The organism is Pseudomonas sp. FP1154, assembly GCF_030687245.1.
GTDB lineage: Bacteria > Pseudomonadota > Gammaproteobacteria > Pseudomonadales > Pseudomonadaceae > Aquipseudomonas > Aquipseudomonas rhizophila.
Genome location: NZ_CP117465.1, coordinates 3,702,681 through 3,717,426 on the forward strand (window position 1 = coordinate 3,702,681; position 14,746 = coordinate 3,717,426).

Genomic DNA, 14,746 nt, shown 5'->3' on the forward strand with positions numbered 1-14,746 from the left:
CATGACAACCCCTCTTTCGGGCAAGACCGCCCTGGTCACCGGCTCTACCAGCGGCATCGGCCTGGGCATCGCCCTGAGCCTTGCCAAGGCCGGCGCCAACCTGATCCTCAACGGCTTCGGCGATGCCTCGACGGTGATCGCCGAGGTGAAACAGTTCGGCGGCAAGGTCGGCCATCATCCGGCCGATGTCAGTGATCCGGCGCAGATCGCCGACATGCTCGCTTACGCCGAACGGGAGTTCGGCGGCGTGGACATTCTGGTGAACAACGCCGGTATCCAGCATGTGGCCGCCGTGGAAGATTTTCCGGTGGAGCGCTGGGACTCGATCATCGCCATCAACCTGTCCTCGGTGTTCCATGCCACGCGCTTGAGCCTGCCGGGCATGCGCGCCAAGGGCTGGGGGCGGATCATCAACATTGCCTCGGTGCACGGCCAGGTCGGCTCGGTGGGCAAGGCCGCCTACGTCGCGGCCAAACACGGGGTGATCGGTCTGACCAAAGTGGTCGGCCTGGAAACCGCCACCAGTAACGTGACGTGCAACGCCATCTGCCCTGGCTGGGTGCTGACACCGCTGGTGCAGAAACAGATCGACGACCGCATTGCCACGGGCATCGACCCGCAACAGGCACAGCATGACCTGCTGGCCGAAAAACAGCCTTCCCTGGAATTCGTCACCCCGCCGCAACTGGGGGAACTGGTGCTGTTTCTGTGCAGCGAAGCCGGCAGCCAGGTACGTGGCGCGGCGTGGAATATTGATGGTGGGTGGCTGGCTCAGTAAATTTCTTGCGATCCCTTGTGGCGAGGGGATTTATCTGTGGGAGCAAGGCTTGCCCGCGATGGCCGCACCGCGGTTTAACAGCTAAACCGCGTTTTCGTTCATCGCGGGCAAGCCTTGCTCCCACAAGTCGGGGATAAATCCCCTCGCCACAAGATTGGGTCGCTCTATAGTTTGTGTGTACATAAAAGAAAAAGAGGCACCCCATGTCCGACATCCTCTGGCAACCCACCCCCGATCGCATCGCCCAGTCACGCATGGACGCCTTTCGCCGGTTCATCAACGAACGGCATCAGCTGCAACTGAGCGATTATCCGGCGCTGCACGCCTGGAGCATCGACCAGCGTGAAGCCTTCTGGCAGGCCATCGTCGACTTCTTCGAGATCCGTTTTCACCAGGCGCCCAGCGATGTGCTGGTCGAAGGTGAGCAAATGCCCAGCGCCCGGTGGTTTCCCGGGGCGACACTGAATTTTGCCGAACACCTGCTGCGCCGGCGCGATGACGCCGTGGCCGTGGTTGCCCTCGACGAAAGTGGCGGGCAAGAACAACTGACTTGGGCCGAACTTGCCGCCCACGTCGCTGGCCTGCAAAAAAGCCTGCAAGCGGCAGGTGTGAGCAAGGGCGACCGGGTAGCCGCGTGCATGCCCAACACCTGGCAGACCCTGGTGGGCATGCTCGCCACCACCAGCCTGGGGGCGATCTGGTCGTGCTCCTCGCCTGACTTCGGCACCCACGGGGTCATCGACCGGTTTGGCCAGATCGAGCCCAAGGTGCTGATTACCTGCGCCGGTTACCGCTACGCCGGCAAGGTCATCGACCAGCGAGCCAAGGTCAACGAAATCCTCGAGCGCCTGCCTTCGCTGCAGCAATTGATCATCCTGCCCTACGCATGCCCTGACGCCCGCGCCGAAGACTTCAAGACAACGGCCAGCGTCGCGTTGTGGAGCGACTTCTACCGCTGTGGCGGCGAACCGGCGTTCGTTGACGTGCCGTTCGATCATCCGCTGTACATCCTCTATTCCAGTGGCACCACCGGCGTGCCGAAGTGCATCGTCCACAGCACCGGCGGCGTATTGCTGCAACACCTCAAGGAACATGGCCTGCATGTAGACCTTGGCCCCGAAGATCGCCTGTTCTACTACACCACGTGTGGCTGGATGATGTGGAACTGGCTGGTGTCGGCCCTCGCCGTCGGCAGTGCGGTGGTGCTCTACGACGGCTCGCCCTTTCACCCTGGCCCCAAGCGCCTGCTGGACCTGATCGACCAGCAGCGCATCAGCGTATTCGGCACCAGCCCCAAATACCTGGCGGCCCTGGAAAGCCAGGGTTTGAAACCGCGACAGACCCATGACCTGGGCAGCCTGAAAACCATCCTGTCCACCGGCTCGGCCCTGGCGCCCCATAGCTACGACTACGTGTATCGCGACTTCAAGACCCAGGTGTGCCTGGCCTCGATGTCCGGTGGCACCGACATTGTGTCGTGCTTCGTCAATGGCAATCCGTTGTCCGCCGTTCGCCGTGGCGAGATGCAGGGCAAGAGTCTGGGCATGGCGGTGCAGGTCTGGAACGAGGCAGGCCAGGCGGTCATCGGTGAGAAAGGTGAACTGGTCTGCACCCGGCACTTCCCGGCCATGCCCATTGGCCTGTGGAATGATCCGCAGCAGGAAAAGCTAAGGGCCTCCTACTTCAGCCAGTTCCCCGGTGTGTGGGCCCAGGGGGACTACGCCGAGGAACTGCCTCACGGCGGTTTCTTGATCCACGGGCGTTCGGATGCAGTGCTCAACCCCGGTGGCGTGCGCATCGGCACGGCGGAAATCTATCGGCAGGTGGAAAAGGTCGAGCAGGTGCTGGACAGCGTTGCTATCGGCCAGCAATGGCAGGGTGATGTGCGCGTGGTACTGTTTGTGCGCCTGCGCGACGGCGTGACCCTGGATGAGGCCCTGGAGCAACAGATCCGCCAGGTGATCCGCGCCAATACCACACCGCGTCATGTGCCGGCGAAGATCCTGGCAGTCAGCGACATCCCGCGGACCATCAGCGGCAAGGTGGTGGAACTGGCGGTGCGCAACGTGGTGCATGGGCAGGTGGTGAAAAACACCGATGCCCTGGCCAATCCCGAGGCGCTGGAGCAGTTCAGGGATCGGCTGGAACTGACCACCTGAGGTTAAAGCCGTATGGGCCATCTGGCCTCATCGCGAGCGGGCTCGCTCCCACATTGGTCGGTGGTGAACACAGGATTGGCAATCACCATCGATTCCCTGTGGGAGCGAGCCTGCTCGCGATGAACGACAACGCGGTATGCCTGTAGAACCATCAATCCATCAACCCCCACTCCCCCGCCGCCGGATCGGCCGGGGGCACCGCTGCCCCCGACTCGGCATGCAACTTCAGGCGCAACCGCAGGTTGTTCGCCGAATCGGCGTTTTTCAGGGCTTCCTCCTCATCGATAGCACCCTCCACCACCAGGTTGTACAGGGCGTGATCGAAGGTTTGCATCCCGAGTTCTTCTGACTTTTCCATGATGCCCTTGAGCCCGCCGAACTCATTGCGGCGGATCAGGTCGGCCACCGTGGGCGAGCCCAGCATGACCTCCACCGCGGCCCGGCGCTGGCCGGTGCGAGTGCGCACCAGGCGTTGCGACACGAACGCCTTGAGGTTGTTGCCCAGATCATTGAGCAGCTGCGGCCGGCGTTCTTCCGGGAAGAAATTGATCACCCGGTCCAGCGCCTGGTTGGCATTGTGAGCATGCAGGGTGGAGATCACCAGGTGCCCGGTGTCGGCGAAGGCCAGGGCATGTTCCATGGTTTCGCGATCACGAATTTCGCCGATCAGTACCACGTCTGGTGCCTGGCGCAAGGTGTTCTTCAGGGCGGCATGAAAGCTGCGGGTGTCGACACCGACTTCCCGTTGATTGATGATCGATTTCTTGTGTCGATGGATATACTCCACCGGATCTTCAATGGTGATGATATGGCCGCTGCTGTTGCGATTACGGTAATCGATCAGCGCCGCCAGGGAAGTCGACTTGCCCGACCCTGTCGCGCCGACGAACAGCATCAGCCCCTGTTTCTGCATGATGGTGTCCAGCAACACATTTGGCAGTTTCAGGTCCTCGAACCGAGGGATGTCGAGCTTGACGTTGCGGATCACCATGGACACGTCATTGCGCTGCTTGAAGATATTGACGCGAAACCGCCCGACCCCAGCCAGGGAGATAGCCAGGTTCATTTCCAGTTCTCGATCGAACTCAAGCCGCTGTTCGGCGTCCATCAAAGACTCGGCGAGCCCGGCGATGTCGCCCACCTTGAAGGGCTGGTTGCTCAAGGGTTTGAGCACCCCCTCGAAACGCGCGCACGGCGGCGCACCGGTGGACATATAGAGGTCGGAGCCATCCTGGCTCGCCAGGATGCGTAACAAGGGATCGATTTCCATGGCCTGATTGACTTCCGCGAGACTTCAATGAAACAAGCTGACCCGATGAGCAAACTTTTCAGACCAACCCGCGCTTACCTTCTTCAGAGGATAGTAGACACCGTGGCTGCGACACGATTTGCAGGGTTTGCGTGATGAACGCAACACCCACCGGCATTGACATACAAAGCCTGTTCGCCCGACGTGACTGGGCCAACAGCCCGCTGGGCACTGCCCAAACCTGGCCCCAGAGCCTGCGTACCGCCCTGGACATCGTGCTCCACTCGCCGCTGCCGATGTCCCTGCTGTGGGGGCCACAGCTGATTCATTTCTACAACGACGCCTTTACCCGCCTGACGGGCGACAAACACCCCCAGGCGTTCGGCCAGCCGACCCATTCAGCATGGCCCGAACTCAAAGACCTGAGCGGGCCGATTTATCACCGCGTGTTGCAAGGCCACGGGCACACCTGTCGCGATCAGCAATGGCGAGTGCCCTTCGCCGGTCGCCTCTGCGATGTCTGGCTGGACCTGACCTACAGCCCCGTGCGCGATGAAGACGGCGCCGTGGCCGGTATTCTGGTCACAGCCATCGAGACCGGTGAACGACGACGCCTGGCCCTGGAGTTCGAGCGACGCTCAGAAGCCAGCCTCAAGGCCCAGCAGGAAAGCGAGGAACGCCTGCAACTGGCCCTGGCCGCTGCCGATACGCTAGGCACCTGGGATTGGGACATCAGCGAAGACCGCTTTGTTGCCGACGAGCACTTCGCGGTGCTGCATGGCGTCGACCCGAACCTGTCGCGCCAGTTGCCCATCAGCGCTTACCTTGAAGGCGTGCATCCCCAAGACCGGGCCATGGTCACCCGCAGCATCAAGCATTGCATCACCCACAGCACTGAATACGCCGAGGAGTACCGTCTCCTGCGGCCTGACGGCGAACTGCGCTGGGTGTTCGTGCGCGGTCGTTGCTACAAGGATCGCCATGGCCGGCCCAAACGCTTTCTCGGCGCGGCCCTGGACCTGACCGATCGCAAGCGTACCGAGCAGGCCCTGCGTCAGAGCCAGACCGAACTGCAACTGATCATCAACGCCATGCCGATCCTTATCAGCTATGTGGACCGGGAAGAACGTTTTCGCCTCAACAACAGCGCCTATCTGGATTGGTATGGCCTGACGCCCCAAGAGCTGTATGGCAAGACCATTCGCGAAGTGCTTGGCGATTCAGCCTACGCCGCCCGCGCCGAGCAGATCGCCGACGCCCTGGCAGGCAAGCCGTGCAGTTTCACCGTGCAATCGGATCACCGCGACGGCCGTCCCCGCCATGCCTTGATCAACTACCTGCCGCGCCGTGGGGCCGATGGTGCGGTGAACGGTTTCTACATCTTTGTGATCGACGAGACCGAGCGCAAGAAAACCGAAGAGGCCCTGCGCAACCTCAACGAGACGCTCGAAGAACGCGTCATCGCCCGCACCCAGCAACTGGCCGAAGCCAACCACCGCCTGCAAAACGAGATGTTCGAACGCGAACGTGCCGAGGAGGCGCTGCGACACGCCCAGAAAATGGAGGCCGTGGGCCAACTCACTGGCGGCATTGCCCATGACTTCAACAACATGCTCACCGGCATTCTCGGCAGTCTCGACCTGATGCAGCGCTACATTGCCAGCGGTCGCACCGCCGAGATCGGTCGTTTCACCGAAGCGGCCGTGTCCTCGGCCAATCGTGCGGCGGCCCTGACCCACCGCCTGCTGGCGTTTTCCCGCCGCCAGTCGCTGGACCGCAAACCGCTGGACCCCAATGACCTGGTGCGTTCACTTGAAGACTTGCTGAGCCGAACCACCGGCGATCACATCGTGCTGCGCCTGCAGTTGGCCGATGAACTGTGGCCGGTCAGCACCGATGCCAGCCAGCTGGAAAACGCCCTGCTCAACCTGGTGATCAACGCTCGGGACGCCATGCCTGAGGGTGGCGAATTAACCATCGAAACCGCCAACGTCTACCTCGACGGGAATGACCTCAGTGCCCTGGAACCGGTCAAGGCCGGTGACTACGTGATGATTGCCGTCAGCGACAATGGCAGCGGCATGACCCCATCCGTGCTGGCCAAGGCCTTTGATCCGTTCTTCACCACCAAACCCATCGGCCAGGGCACCGGTTTGGGCTTGTCGATGATCTACGGGTTTGCCCAACAGTCGGGTGGCCTGCTGAGCCTGGACAGTGTGCCGGACCAGGGCACGCGGGTGCAGTTGTACCTGCCGCGGCTGTACGTCGCGTCTGTCCAGCAGACTGCGGCGCCGGTAGCGCTGGATGCACCGGCCGCCGTCGCCGGTGAAACCGTGTTGCTGGTCGAAGACGAACCGGCCGTGCGCATGCTGGTGCTCGATCTGCTCGACGCCCTGGGTTACACCACCCTTCAAGCCCAGGACGCCAAGGCTGCCCTTGGGCTACTGGAGTCCAGCCAGCGCATCGACTTGCTGGTGACCGATGTCGGCCTGCCAGGCATGAATGGCCGGCAACTGGCGGAAATCGCCCGCCAGCATCGGCCCGATCTGAAGGTGCTGTTCATGACCGGTTATGCGCAGAAGGCCACCGAGCGCCAGGGCTTTCTCGAGCAGGGCATGGATATGGTTGCCAAGCCCTTCAGCCTCGATCTGCTGGCGAACAAGATTCGGACGATGATCAACCATGGCGCCTGACTTGAGGCATAATCGCCGCCCCGTCGCACCGTTCAGGTCACTGCTGCAATGAAAGCCCAAGCCCGCCATATCCTGGTGAAAACCGCCGAAGAAGCCGAACAGCTCAAGCAACGCATCGCCAAAGGCGAAGCCTTCGATGTACTGGCCAAGAAATACTCCACCTGCCCCTCGGGCAAACGCGGCGGTGATCTGGGTGAAGTACGGCCCGGGCAGATGGTCGGTGCGATCGATACGGTAATCTTCAAAAAGCCCCTGCGGGTGGTGCATGGGCCGATCAAGAGCAAGTTCGGCTATCACCTGGTGCAGGTGTTCTACCGGGACTAATGATCGAGCCCGCTCCCACAGGTGCTTCCCGGCCCCTTCAGTCCTTGGGCATCAACGCCCCCGGCACCTGGATGACCCGGCTCGCCAACAGATGTCCAGCCTGGGCGGCCTCCACCGGGCTGCCACCGAGCAGGCGGCTTGCCAGGTAAGCAGCACTGAATGAATCCCCCGCCGCCGTCGTGTCCACCACCCGCTCCACTCGCTGGGCCGGAATCTCGAAAGACTCACCATCACAACAGATCAGACAGGGCTCAGCACCGCGCTTGAGCACCACTTCCGAAGTGCCCAACTGCGCGTACGCGGCGAACACCTCAGCGCTGTCGGCATAACCGAACAGCGCCTGCTCGTCGTCCACCGTCAGCAGCGCCAGCTCCACGTAAGGCAATACACTGCGATAGGCCGCACGGGCTGCATCCACTGATGCCCAGAGCCTTGGCCGGTAGTTATTGTCGAACACCACCTCGGCCCCGCGCCGGCGGGCCTGGATCAGGGTTTCGATGAGCTTGCCACGACCTTGCTCACCGAGCACGGCCAGGGTGATGCCGCTGAAGTACAGCACGTCGTAATCCGGCAGCGCCGCCAGAATCGGTGCGGCGGCCGGGGTGGTGAAGCAATCACGCACCGCCGCCTCGTTGCGCCAGTACAAAAACCGCCGCTCACCCGCCGCGTCGGTCTGGATGCAATACAAACCCGGCAAACGACCGGGCAGGCGCTGGACCCGATCCAGGCCGATATTTTCGGCGGCCCAACTCTGGCACATGGCATCGCTGAAACTGTCGTCGCCCAAGGCGGTAACGTAATCCACCGCGCCCTTGTCACCCAGGGCGCGGGACAGGTACACAGCGGTGTTCAGGGTATCGCCGCCGAAGCTTTGTTGCAGACTGCCATCGGCGCGCTGCTGCAGTTCGATCATGCACTCGCCGATCAGGGCGATGCGAGGTTTTGGGTTGGGGTAGCTCATGGGCGATCCTGATATTTCGATAGTGTCTGCCAGGCCGCTATCGCGAGCAGGCTCGCTCCCACAGGGGATATTGGTGAACATAAATCCTCTGTTCACAACCGCCCCCACTGTGGGAGCGAGCCTGCTCGCGATAGCCGCGACTCGGTTTCAAGGCTAGAAACAAGTCTCCATGCTCTCGACCACCCGCAACTGCTCATCCACCAGGCACGCCACCCGCCACTTGTCGAAAGTCAGGCACGGATGCGACGTACCGAACGAGATGATGTCGCCTACCCGCAGTTCCACCCCGGTCGCCACCGTCATGAACGCATGCTGGTCCATCACCGCCGTGACCTTGCAGCCGGCCAGGTCCTGCCCCGCTATGGAGTCGGAGCCGGGTTGGTAACGCTTGAGCGGCACCGGCAGCCCGGCGTCATAGGCCACGTCGCGTTTACCCAGGGCGATCACCGCAAAGCCGGGTTCAGGCAGCGATTGCACGTGGGCCCAGACTTCCAGGGCCGGGCGCAGACCTTCGTGCAGGTCGCTACGCCGTTCCAGCACGCAGCACTGGGCCTCTTTGTAGATGCCATGGTCATGGGCCACGTAACTGCCAGGACGCAGCACACTGAGGAAACGTCCGTGGGCGTTCCGCGCCTCGAAAGACTCGGCAATCAGGTCGTACCAGGCTGAACCCGAGGCGGTGATGATCGGCTTGTCGATGGCGAACGCACCGTTGTCCTGCAGTTGCACCGCCAGCCCCACCAGGGATGCGGCAAACGCACGGATGCCACTGATGGCGTGGTCACCATGGATCACGCCTTCGTAGCCTTCGATACCGGTCAGCGCCAGCGCCGGTTGCGCCCCGATCGCCTCGGCCAGGGCCAGCACCTCGGCCTCGGTCCGGCAGCCACACCGACCACCCACCACACCGTATTCGATCATCACGTTCAACTTCGCACCGCGAGAGGCAAAGAACGCGCCCAGCTCGGCAACGTTGTCGGGATGGTCGACCATGCAATGGAATTCGAACGCTGGATCTGCCAGCAGATCCGCGATCAGCGCCATGTTTGGCGTGCCCACCAATTGGTTGGCCATCAGCACCCGGCGCACGCCATGGGCGTAAGCGGCACGGGTCTGCACTGCGGTGGCCAGGGTCAGTCCCCAGGCGCCGGCCTCGAGTTGGCGGCGAAACAGCGCCGGGGTCATGCTGGTCTTGCCGTGGGGCGCCAGTTCGGCACCACTGTCCGTGACGAACTTTTGCATCCAGTCAATGTTGTGCTCCAACGCTTGGCGATGCAGCACCAGCGCCGGCAGGCTGATGTCGCGCAGCAGGTGATCGCCCGCTTGGGCGGCCCCCTTCTCCACGGCAGCGTTATGAATGGCAGAAGACATGTTCACACTCCTCACACAGCCGCGGCTGTCTATTCATTGATGCGACGGGCCAGGTTGTTGGCGCTTTCGATCAGCACCCGGCGGTAGTCGGCGTAGTTGTTCTTGGCGTCGGCCCGTGGGGCGACGATGCACAGGGTCGCGATGGCCACGCCATTGGCGTCTTTGACCGGCGCGGCGAAGCAGTGGGTGAAGGTGTCGGCCACACTGTCGAAGGAGAAAAATCCATCGAGCCCGGCCTGGCGGATCTCCGCGAGAAACCGCTCCAGGGGCAGGCGCTCGCCGTCCGGCAGGATGAAGTCGTCGGGGTCGATCAGGTCGACGATCTGCTGGTCACTCAGATGCGCCAGCAGCAGGCGTCCGGAAGCGGTCCAGGGAATCGGCGCGTTCTCGCCGATGTCCGAGGAAATGCGAAAATGCCGCTCCCCCTCCTTCATCAGCGCCACCGTGTATTTGCGCCCGTTGAGCAGGCACATCTGGGCGGTTTCCCGGGTCTGGCTGACGATTTCCTGCAAGGCGTGATCGGCCTCGCGACTCAGGTCGAAATGCCGCAGGTGCGCCTGCCCGAGAAAGTACAACTGGCGGCCCAGATAGACGTGGCCGTCCTTGCCCACCGGCTCCAGGATGCGTCGCTCCAGCAGCGACGCCACCAGCTCGTAGACCGTGGACTTGGGACTGCCGATGCCGCTGGCGATGTCATTGGGGCGCAACGGCTGGCCGATTTCCTTGAGGAAGTCGAGGATATCGAACGCCCGGTCCAACCCTCGGGCCCGGCGTTTGATGGTGTCTTCGGTCATGTCTTGGGTTCCCATTCAATTGGCCGGGAGTTTAACCAGAGTGCTGCACCGCCTGATAGATTGCTATCGCAGGCAAGCCTTGCTCCCACAGGAGTTTGCATTGCCTTGTGGGAGCAAGGCGTGCCCGCGATGAGTCCTCAGTGACTCAGGCCTTTTTCTTGTAGGCGATGCAATCAATCTCAACCTTGCAATCAACCATCATGTTCGCTTGCACACAAGCCCTGGCAGGGGCATGTTCGGGGCTGAAGTATTCACTAAATACTTTGTTGAAACTCCAGAAATCCCGCGGATCTTCCAGCCATACCCCGCAGCGCACCACATCTTCAAGGCCGTATCCGGCTTCTTCAAGAATCGCGATCAGGTTCTTCATGGTCTGGTGGGTCTGCTCGACGATCCCGCCGACAATAATCTCGCCGTTGACCGCCGGCACCTGACCGGACACGTGCAGCCAGCCGTCGGCCTCAACGGCTCGGGCGAAGGGCCGTGGCTGACCGCCGCCTGCGGTGCTGCCGGTGCCGTAGCGCGTAATGCTCATGGGTGTTTCTCCTTGCCTGTATCAATCAGAGGTTCAATAAAATTAAAAACGGGTGTTCTTGAGAAACTCAGCCAGTCGTGGCGACTGTGGCCGTTCGAACAGTTCTTTCGGTGGGCCCTGTTCTTCGATGCGGCCCTGATTCATGAACACGATCTTGTCGGACACCTCGAAGGCAAAACGCATTTCGTGGGTCACCAGCAGCATGGTCATGCCGTCTTCGGCCAGCCCCTTGATCACGTTCAGCACCTCACCCACCAATTCCGGGTCCAGGGCCGAGGTCACTTCGTCGAACAGCATCAGGCTGGGGTTCATGGCAATCGCCCGAGCGATCGCCACACGCTGCTGCTGACCGCCGGACAACTGACCGGGAAAATGATTGCGCCGTTCCAGCAAGCCGACCCGCTCCAGCCATTTCTCGGCCAGGGCCACGGCTTCGTCCTTGGGTAGCTTTTTCACCTTGAGCAGGCCCAGGGTGACGTTCTGCAACGCCGTCAAATGCGGGAACAGGTTGAATTGCTGGAAGGCCATGCCGGTCATGGCCCGATGCCGGGCGATGACTTTTTCCGGGTGGCGCACGCGCTTGCCGCCCACCTCGTCATAGCCGATGGCCTCGCCATCGAGCACGATCTGCCCGCCCTGGAACTCCTCAAGCATGTTCACGCAACGCAGCAACGTGGTTTTGCCCGAGCCGCTGGAGCCGATCAGGGTGACGACATTGCCGCGCTGCATGCTCAGGTCCACGCCCTTGAGCACTTCCACCGGGCCGTATTGTTTGCGCAGACCGCGAATGTCCAGCAGCGGTTGAGCATTGGTAGAGGTCGAAACATCAGTCATGGCAAGGCCACCCGCTTTTCAATGTGCCGCCCGAGCAATTCGATGGCGTAGTTGATGATGAAAAAGAGAAAACCGGCGAACAGGTAAAACTCCAGGGTCATGAAGGTCCGGGCGATGATCTGCTGAGTGCTGAGCAGCAGTTCGGCAACGCCGATCACCGACAACAGGGTCGAAGCCTTGACGATTTCGGTGGAGGAATTGACCCAAGTCGGCAAGATCTGCCGCAGTGCCTGGGGCAACAGCACGTAACCCAGCGCCTGGAAGAACGTCAGGCCGATGGCCTGGCTTGCCTCCATCTGCCCACGGGGCAAGGCCTGCAAGGCACCGCGCACGATCTCGGCCACATGGGAGCCGCAAAACAGTGTCAGGCCCAAGGCACCGGCCTCGAATGCGCCGATTTGCCAGCCCAGGGCCGGGGCCATGTAGAAACAGGCCAGCACCAACACAAACACCGGAGTGCCGCGAATCACGTCGACGTAGAAACGAAACGGCGCGCGCATCCAGAAGCGACCGTAAGTCAGCACCAGCCCGGCGAACAGGCCGATCAGCGTGCCTAACAAAATCGCCAGTACCGAGCACTGCACGCTGGTCAGGAACCCGGCCCACAGCGTCTCCCGGGCGACCCACAACTCATGCAACCAACTGGGGGATTCGTACATGAAAGACTCCTAACGGCGGATCGCCAGACGCTGCTCGAAATAACGCAGCAGCATGGCAATGAGGTAACAGGCCGCGACATACAGGGCCGTGGTCACCAGCCAGGTTTCGATCACCCGGTAGCTCTCCACGTTGATCTTGCGGGCGTAATAAGTCAGCTCCGGCACAGCGATCGCTGCCGCCAGTGAGGTGTCCTTGAACAGCGAAATGAAGTTGTTCGACAACGCCGGCAACACGTTGCGCAGCATCACCGGCACGGTGACGTAGGCCTTCACTTGCCACTCGCCCAAACCGATGGCCAGCCCCGCTTCACGCTGGCCCTTGTGAATGCTCAACAGCCCGCCGCGGAACACTTCGGTCAGGTAGGCCCCGGCGTACAGCGAGAGCGTGATGACGAACGAGGGAATTTTGTCCAGGCGAATACCCAGGCTTGGCAAGGCGAAGTAGATCAGCAGGATCAGCACCAGGATCGGCGTATTGCGGATCACCGTGACATACACCGAGGCCAGCACCCGCAACACGCGGTGCTTGCTCAGCAGCGCGAACGCCATCGCCAGGCCGATCACGCAACCGATGGCGATCGACACCAGCGCCAGGGAAAGCCCCAGGCCGAGCCCCGCCAGCAAGGTGTCGAAATCGCGCCAGACGGCGGCAAAGTTCAACTGATAATTCATGGTCGGCAGTACCTTCAACGGGGCGCCCTCAAGGGCGCCCCGGGCTCACGGGATCATTTGAATTCGACGGGGAAACCGATGGCCGGCGACGGCAGCTCGACGCCGAACCATTGCTTGAACGATGCCGCATAGGTGGGGAATTCCACGCCGGTCATGGCTTCATGCAAGGTGGTGTTGACGAAGTTCAGCCAGTCCTGGTCGCCGCGCTTGACCGCGCAGGCATAGGTTTGCGGGCTCCAGGCGTAGGCCGGGCTGCGGTAGCGACCAGGGTTCTGCACCATCAGGTACTTGACCGAAGACTGGTCGGTGGCGGCCGCATCGGCGCGGCCGGAGTTCACCGCCTGATACATCAGATCGACACTGTCGTACTGATCGACCTTGGCCTTGGGCAGCGCCTGGTGCACCAATTCCTCGGCGTAGACGTTCTGCAGCACAGCCACGGTGACGTCATCGCCGGCGGCCTTGAGGTCTTCGATTTCCTTGTACTTGCTGTTGGCCGGCAGCAGCAGGCCCACGCCTTCGCGGTAATACGGCAGGGTGAACGCCACTTGCTGGGCACGACTGGCGGTGACGGTGATGAACTGGCAGCTCATGTCGACCTTGTCGGTCAACAGGTTCGGAATGCGTGCATCGGACGACTGCACCACAAACTCGACTTTCTCCGGGTCATTGAACAGACCCTTGGCCACCATCCGTGCGATGTCGATATCAAAACCCTGCAACTTGCCATCCGCTCCCTGGAAGTGCCACGGCGCATTGGTGCTGCCCGTGCCCACGATCAATTTCCCGCGCTGCAGCACGCTATCGAGCTTGCTGTCCGCCGCCTGAGCGACACCCATGGCAGCCGTCGTGGCCGCGAAGATAAAAACACACGCTTTGAACAAGGAAGGTCGGCGATGCATGGCAAGCACTCCTGAGTCAGTTTATTCCGCTATACCGGAACTTAGTATGTAACAACGGAATAGACAGCAGAAAGTGTGCCACAGGCATGCGGTGTATGGATAAGGAAAATGGAAAACCAATGAAATCAAAAGGATGGCACGCCCAGACGTTTCAATAGGAACGCGGGCATCTGCGCAGGGACTGCTACTGTTGGCTACAGCCTCGGGTAGCAAGGCCCCAGACAGGGAGCAAGCGACGCTTTTGCGCACCAAAACGGAGCCACGCTACTGTCAACTCTGACAGTAGCGATGCCCGGCCGTGTTGCTTATGGTGGCAAACACTCGCTCTGTCGATGAAGGGAGGCCCGCCATGAGTTCGTTCATCACTCACATCGCCTCATCGAAGGACTACCGCACGGCTCTCAAGACCTGGCGCCCGGTAGTTTTCTATTTCGGCCACCCCCACTGCTACGCCTGTAGCTGGGCCGAGCCGCTGTTTTGCAGCGTTGCCGAGACATTCAAGGATCGGGCGGTGATCTACAAATTGAGTACCAGCGAATCGCCCCGACACCCGGACGTTACCGGGACACCCACGGTGCTGTTTTATAAGGATGGGAAGTTACGCCGCAAGCTCAAGGGCGTCGGTGATCAGGCCTCGCTGACCCAGAACTTTGCCGAACACATCGGCCGAACCAAACCCAGACGGCCGCGTCGTTCGCCTCGCCGTGACTTGCACTGGTTGCACGAGCAACTGCGAACCTTGTGCACCACCCGCCGGGCACGGGAGCTTGTAAGGTTGCGAGCAACGCTTGGATAACGGCGTGTTTCTTGGAATG

General features: G+C 61.6%; 14 protein-coding genes. 5 read left to right on the plus strand and 9 right to left on the minus strand.

Annotated features, from left to right (window positions below; all coding sequences use genetic code 11):
• Position 1: 1 nt before the first annotated feature.
• Together hbdH and PSH91_RS16560 are read left to right on the plus strand one after the other, a co-directional pair.
• Positions 2–778: a 3-hydroxybutyrate dehydrogenase gene (hbdH, locus tag PSH91_RS16555; protein ID WP_076384048.1), complete on the plus strand. Its 777-nt coding sequence runs from the start codon at positions 2–4 to the stop codon at positions 776–778.
• Positions 779–981: 203 nt separating this feature from the next.
• Positions 982–2,937, plus strand: a complete 1,956-nt coding sequence (locus tag PSH91_RS16560; protein ID WP_305466236.1) for an acetoacetate--CoA ligase — start codon at positions 982–984, stop codon at positions 2,935–2,937.
• A 151-nt stretch (positions 2,938–3,088) separates the two neighbouring features.
• Here PSH91_RS16560 and PSH91_RS16565 read toward each other — a convergent pair whose 3' ends face one another.
• Positions 3,089–4,207, minus strand: a complete 1,119-nt coding sequence (locus PSH91_RS16565; RefSeq protein WP_107322662.1) for a PilT/PilU family type 4a pilus ATPase — start codon at positions 4,205–4,207, stop codon at positions 3,089–3,091.
• 134 nt (positions 4,208–4,341) lie between these two features.
• On the opposite strand from PSH91_RS16565, the gene PSH91_RS16570 reads away from it, so the two are divergent.
• Positions 4,342–6,879, plus strand: coding sequence for a PAS domain-containing protein (locus tag PSH91_RS16570; protein WP_107322661.1), 2,538 nt, complete (start codon positions 4,342–4,344; stop codon positions 6,877–6,879).
• Positions 6,880–6,927: 48 nt separating this feature from the next.
• Entirely contained in the window at positions 6,928–7,203 is a 276-nt protein-coding gene (locus tag PSH91_RS16575) for a peptidylprolyl isomerase (RefSeq protein WP_076384045.1), read from the plus strand.
• Positions 7,204–7,240: 37 nt separating this feature from the next.
• Here PSH91_RS16575 and PSH91_RS16580 read toward each other — a convergent pair whose 3' ends face one another.
• The 8 genes from PSH91_RS16580 to PSH91_RS16615 all read right to left on the minus strand — a co-directional run bounded on the left by PSH91_RS16580 (position 7,241) and on the right by PSH91_RS16615 (position 13,931).
• Entirely contained in the window at positions 7,241–8,164 is a 924-nt protein-coding gene (locus PSH91_RS16580) for a sugar kinase (protein WP_305466240.1), read from the minus strand.
• A 153-nt stretch (positions 8,165–8,317) separates the two neighbouring features.
• Entirely contained in the window at positions 8,318–9,535 is a 1,218-nt protein-coding gene (locus tag PSH91_RS16585; RefSeq protein WP_047227839.1) for an amino acid deaminase, read from the minus strand.
• A 29-nt stretch (positions 9,536–9,564) separates the two neighbouring features.
• Positions 9,565–10,329 carry an IclR family transcriptional regulator gene (locus PSH91_RS16590; protein WP_047227838.1) on the minus strand — a complete coding sequence of 255 codons (765 nt, stop codon included), beginning with the start codon at positions 10,327–10,329 and terminating at the stop codon, positions 9,565–9,567.
• Between the two features lie 145 nt (positions 10,330–10,474).
• Complete coding sequence (locus tag PSH91_RS16595) at positions 10,475–10,864, minus strand: RidA family protein (RefSeq protein ID WP_305466242.1); 390 nt, start codon at positions 10,862–10,864, stop codon at positions 10,475–10,477.
• A gap of 42 nt (positions 10,865–10,906) precedes the next feature.
• On the minus strand, positions 10,907–11,698 hold the full coding sequence (locus tag PSH91_RS16600) for an amino acid ABC transporter ATP-binding protein (protein WP_047227836.1): 792 nt from the start codon (positions 11,696–11,698) through the stop codon (positions 10,907–10,909).
• Entirely contained in the window at positions 11,695–12,357 is a 663-nt protein-coding gene (locus tag PSH91_RS16605) for an amino acid ABC transporter permease (protein WP_047227835.1), read from the minus strand. The genes PSH91_RS16600 and PSH91_RS16605 overlap by 4 nt, the downstream gene beginning before the upstream one ends.
• Positions 12,358–12,366: 9 nt before the next feature.
• On the minus strand, positions 12,367–13,029 hold the full coding sequence (locus tag PSH91_RS16610) for an amino acid ABC transporter permease (RefSeq protein WP_076386604.1): 663 nt from the start codon (positions 13,027–13,029) through the stop codon (positions 12,367–12,369).
• A 53-nt stretch (positions 13,030–13,082) separates the two neighbouring features.
• On the minus strand, positions 13,083–13,931 hold the full coding sequence (locus PSH91_RS16615) for a transporter substrate-binding domain-containing protein (protein WP_047227834.1): 849 nt from the start codon (positions 13,929–13,931) through the stop codon (positions 13,083–13,085).
• A 349-nt stretch (positions 13,932–14,280) separates the two neighbouring features.
• Between PSH91_RS16615 and PSH91_RS16620 the strand changes: the two genes are divergently transcribed.
• A complete protein-coding gene (locus tag PSH91_RS16620; RefSeq protein ID WP_076384043.1) occupies positions 14,281–14,727 on the plus strand; it encodes a thioredoxin family protein in 447 nt (148 codons plus the stop codon).
• Positions 14,728–14,746: the final 19 nt, after the last annotated feature.

Bases quoted from the DNA above. Each gene is read 5' to 3' on its own strand.
- PSH91_RS16595 (WP_305466242.1), bottom strand. From the start codon at position 10,864: ATGAGCATTACGCGCTACGGCACCGGCAGCACCGCAGGCGGCGGTCAG.
- PSH91_RS16600 (WP_047227836.1), bottom strand. From the start codon at position 11,698: ATGACTGATGTTTCGACCTCTACCAATGCTCAACCGCTGCTGGACATT.
- PSH91_RS16605 (WP_047227835.1), bottom strand. From the start codon at position 12,357: ATGTACGAATCCCCCAGTTGGTTGCATGAGTTGTGGGTCGCCCGGGAG.
- PSH91_RS16560 (WP_305466236.1), top strand. From the start codon at position 982: ATGTCCGACATCCTCTGGCAACCCACCCCCGATCGCATCGCCCAGTCA.
- PSH91_RS16590 (WP_047227838.1), bottom strand. From the start codon at position 10,329: ATGACCGAAGACACCATCAAACGCCGGGCCCGAGGGTTGGACCGGGCG.
- PSH91_RS16620 (WP_076384043.1), top strand. From the start codon at position 14,281: ATGAGTTCGTTCATCACTCACATCGCCTCATCGAAGGACTACCGCACG.
- hbdH (WP_076384048.1), top strand. From the start codon at position 2: ATGACAACCCCTCTTTCGGGCAAGACCGCCCTGGTCACCGGCTCTACC.
- PSH91_RS16615 (WP_047227834.1), bottom strand. From the start codon at position 13,931: ATGCATCGCCGACCTTCCTTGTTCAAAGCGTGTGTTTTTATCTTCGCG.
- PSH91_RS16610 (WP_076386604.1), bottom strand. From the start codon at position 13,029: ATGAATTATCAGTTGAACTTTGCCGCCGTCTGGCGCGATTTCGACACC.
- PSH91_RS16575 (WP_076384045.1), top strand. From the start codon at position 6,928: ATGAAAGCCCAAGCCCGCCATATCCTGGTGAAAACCGCCGAAGAAGCC.
- PSH91_RS16565 (WP_107322662.1), bottom strand. From the start codon at position 4,207: ATGGAAATCGATCCCTTGTTACGCATCCTGGCGAGCCAGGATGGCTCC.
- PSH91_RS16585 (WP_047227839.1), bottom strand. From the start codon at position 9,535: ATGTCTTCTGCCATTCATAACGCTGCCGTGGAGAAGGGGGCCGCCCAA.
- PSH91_RS16580 (WP_305466240.1), bottom strand. From the start codon at position 8,164: ATGAGCTACCCCAACCCAAAACCTCGCATCGCCCTGATCGGCGAGTGC.
- PSH91_RS16570 (WP_107322661.1), top strand. From the start codon at position 4,342: ATGAACGCAACACCCACCGGCATTGACATACAAAGCCTGTTCGCCCGA.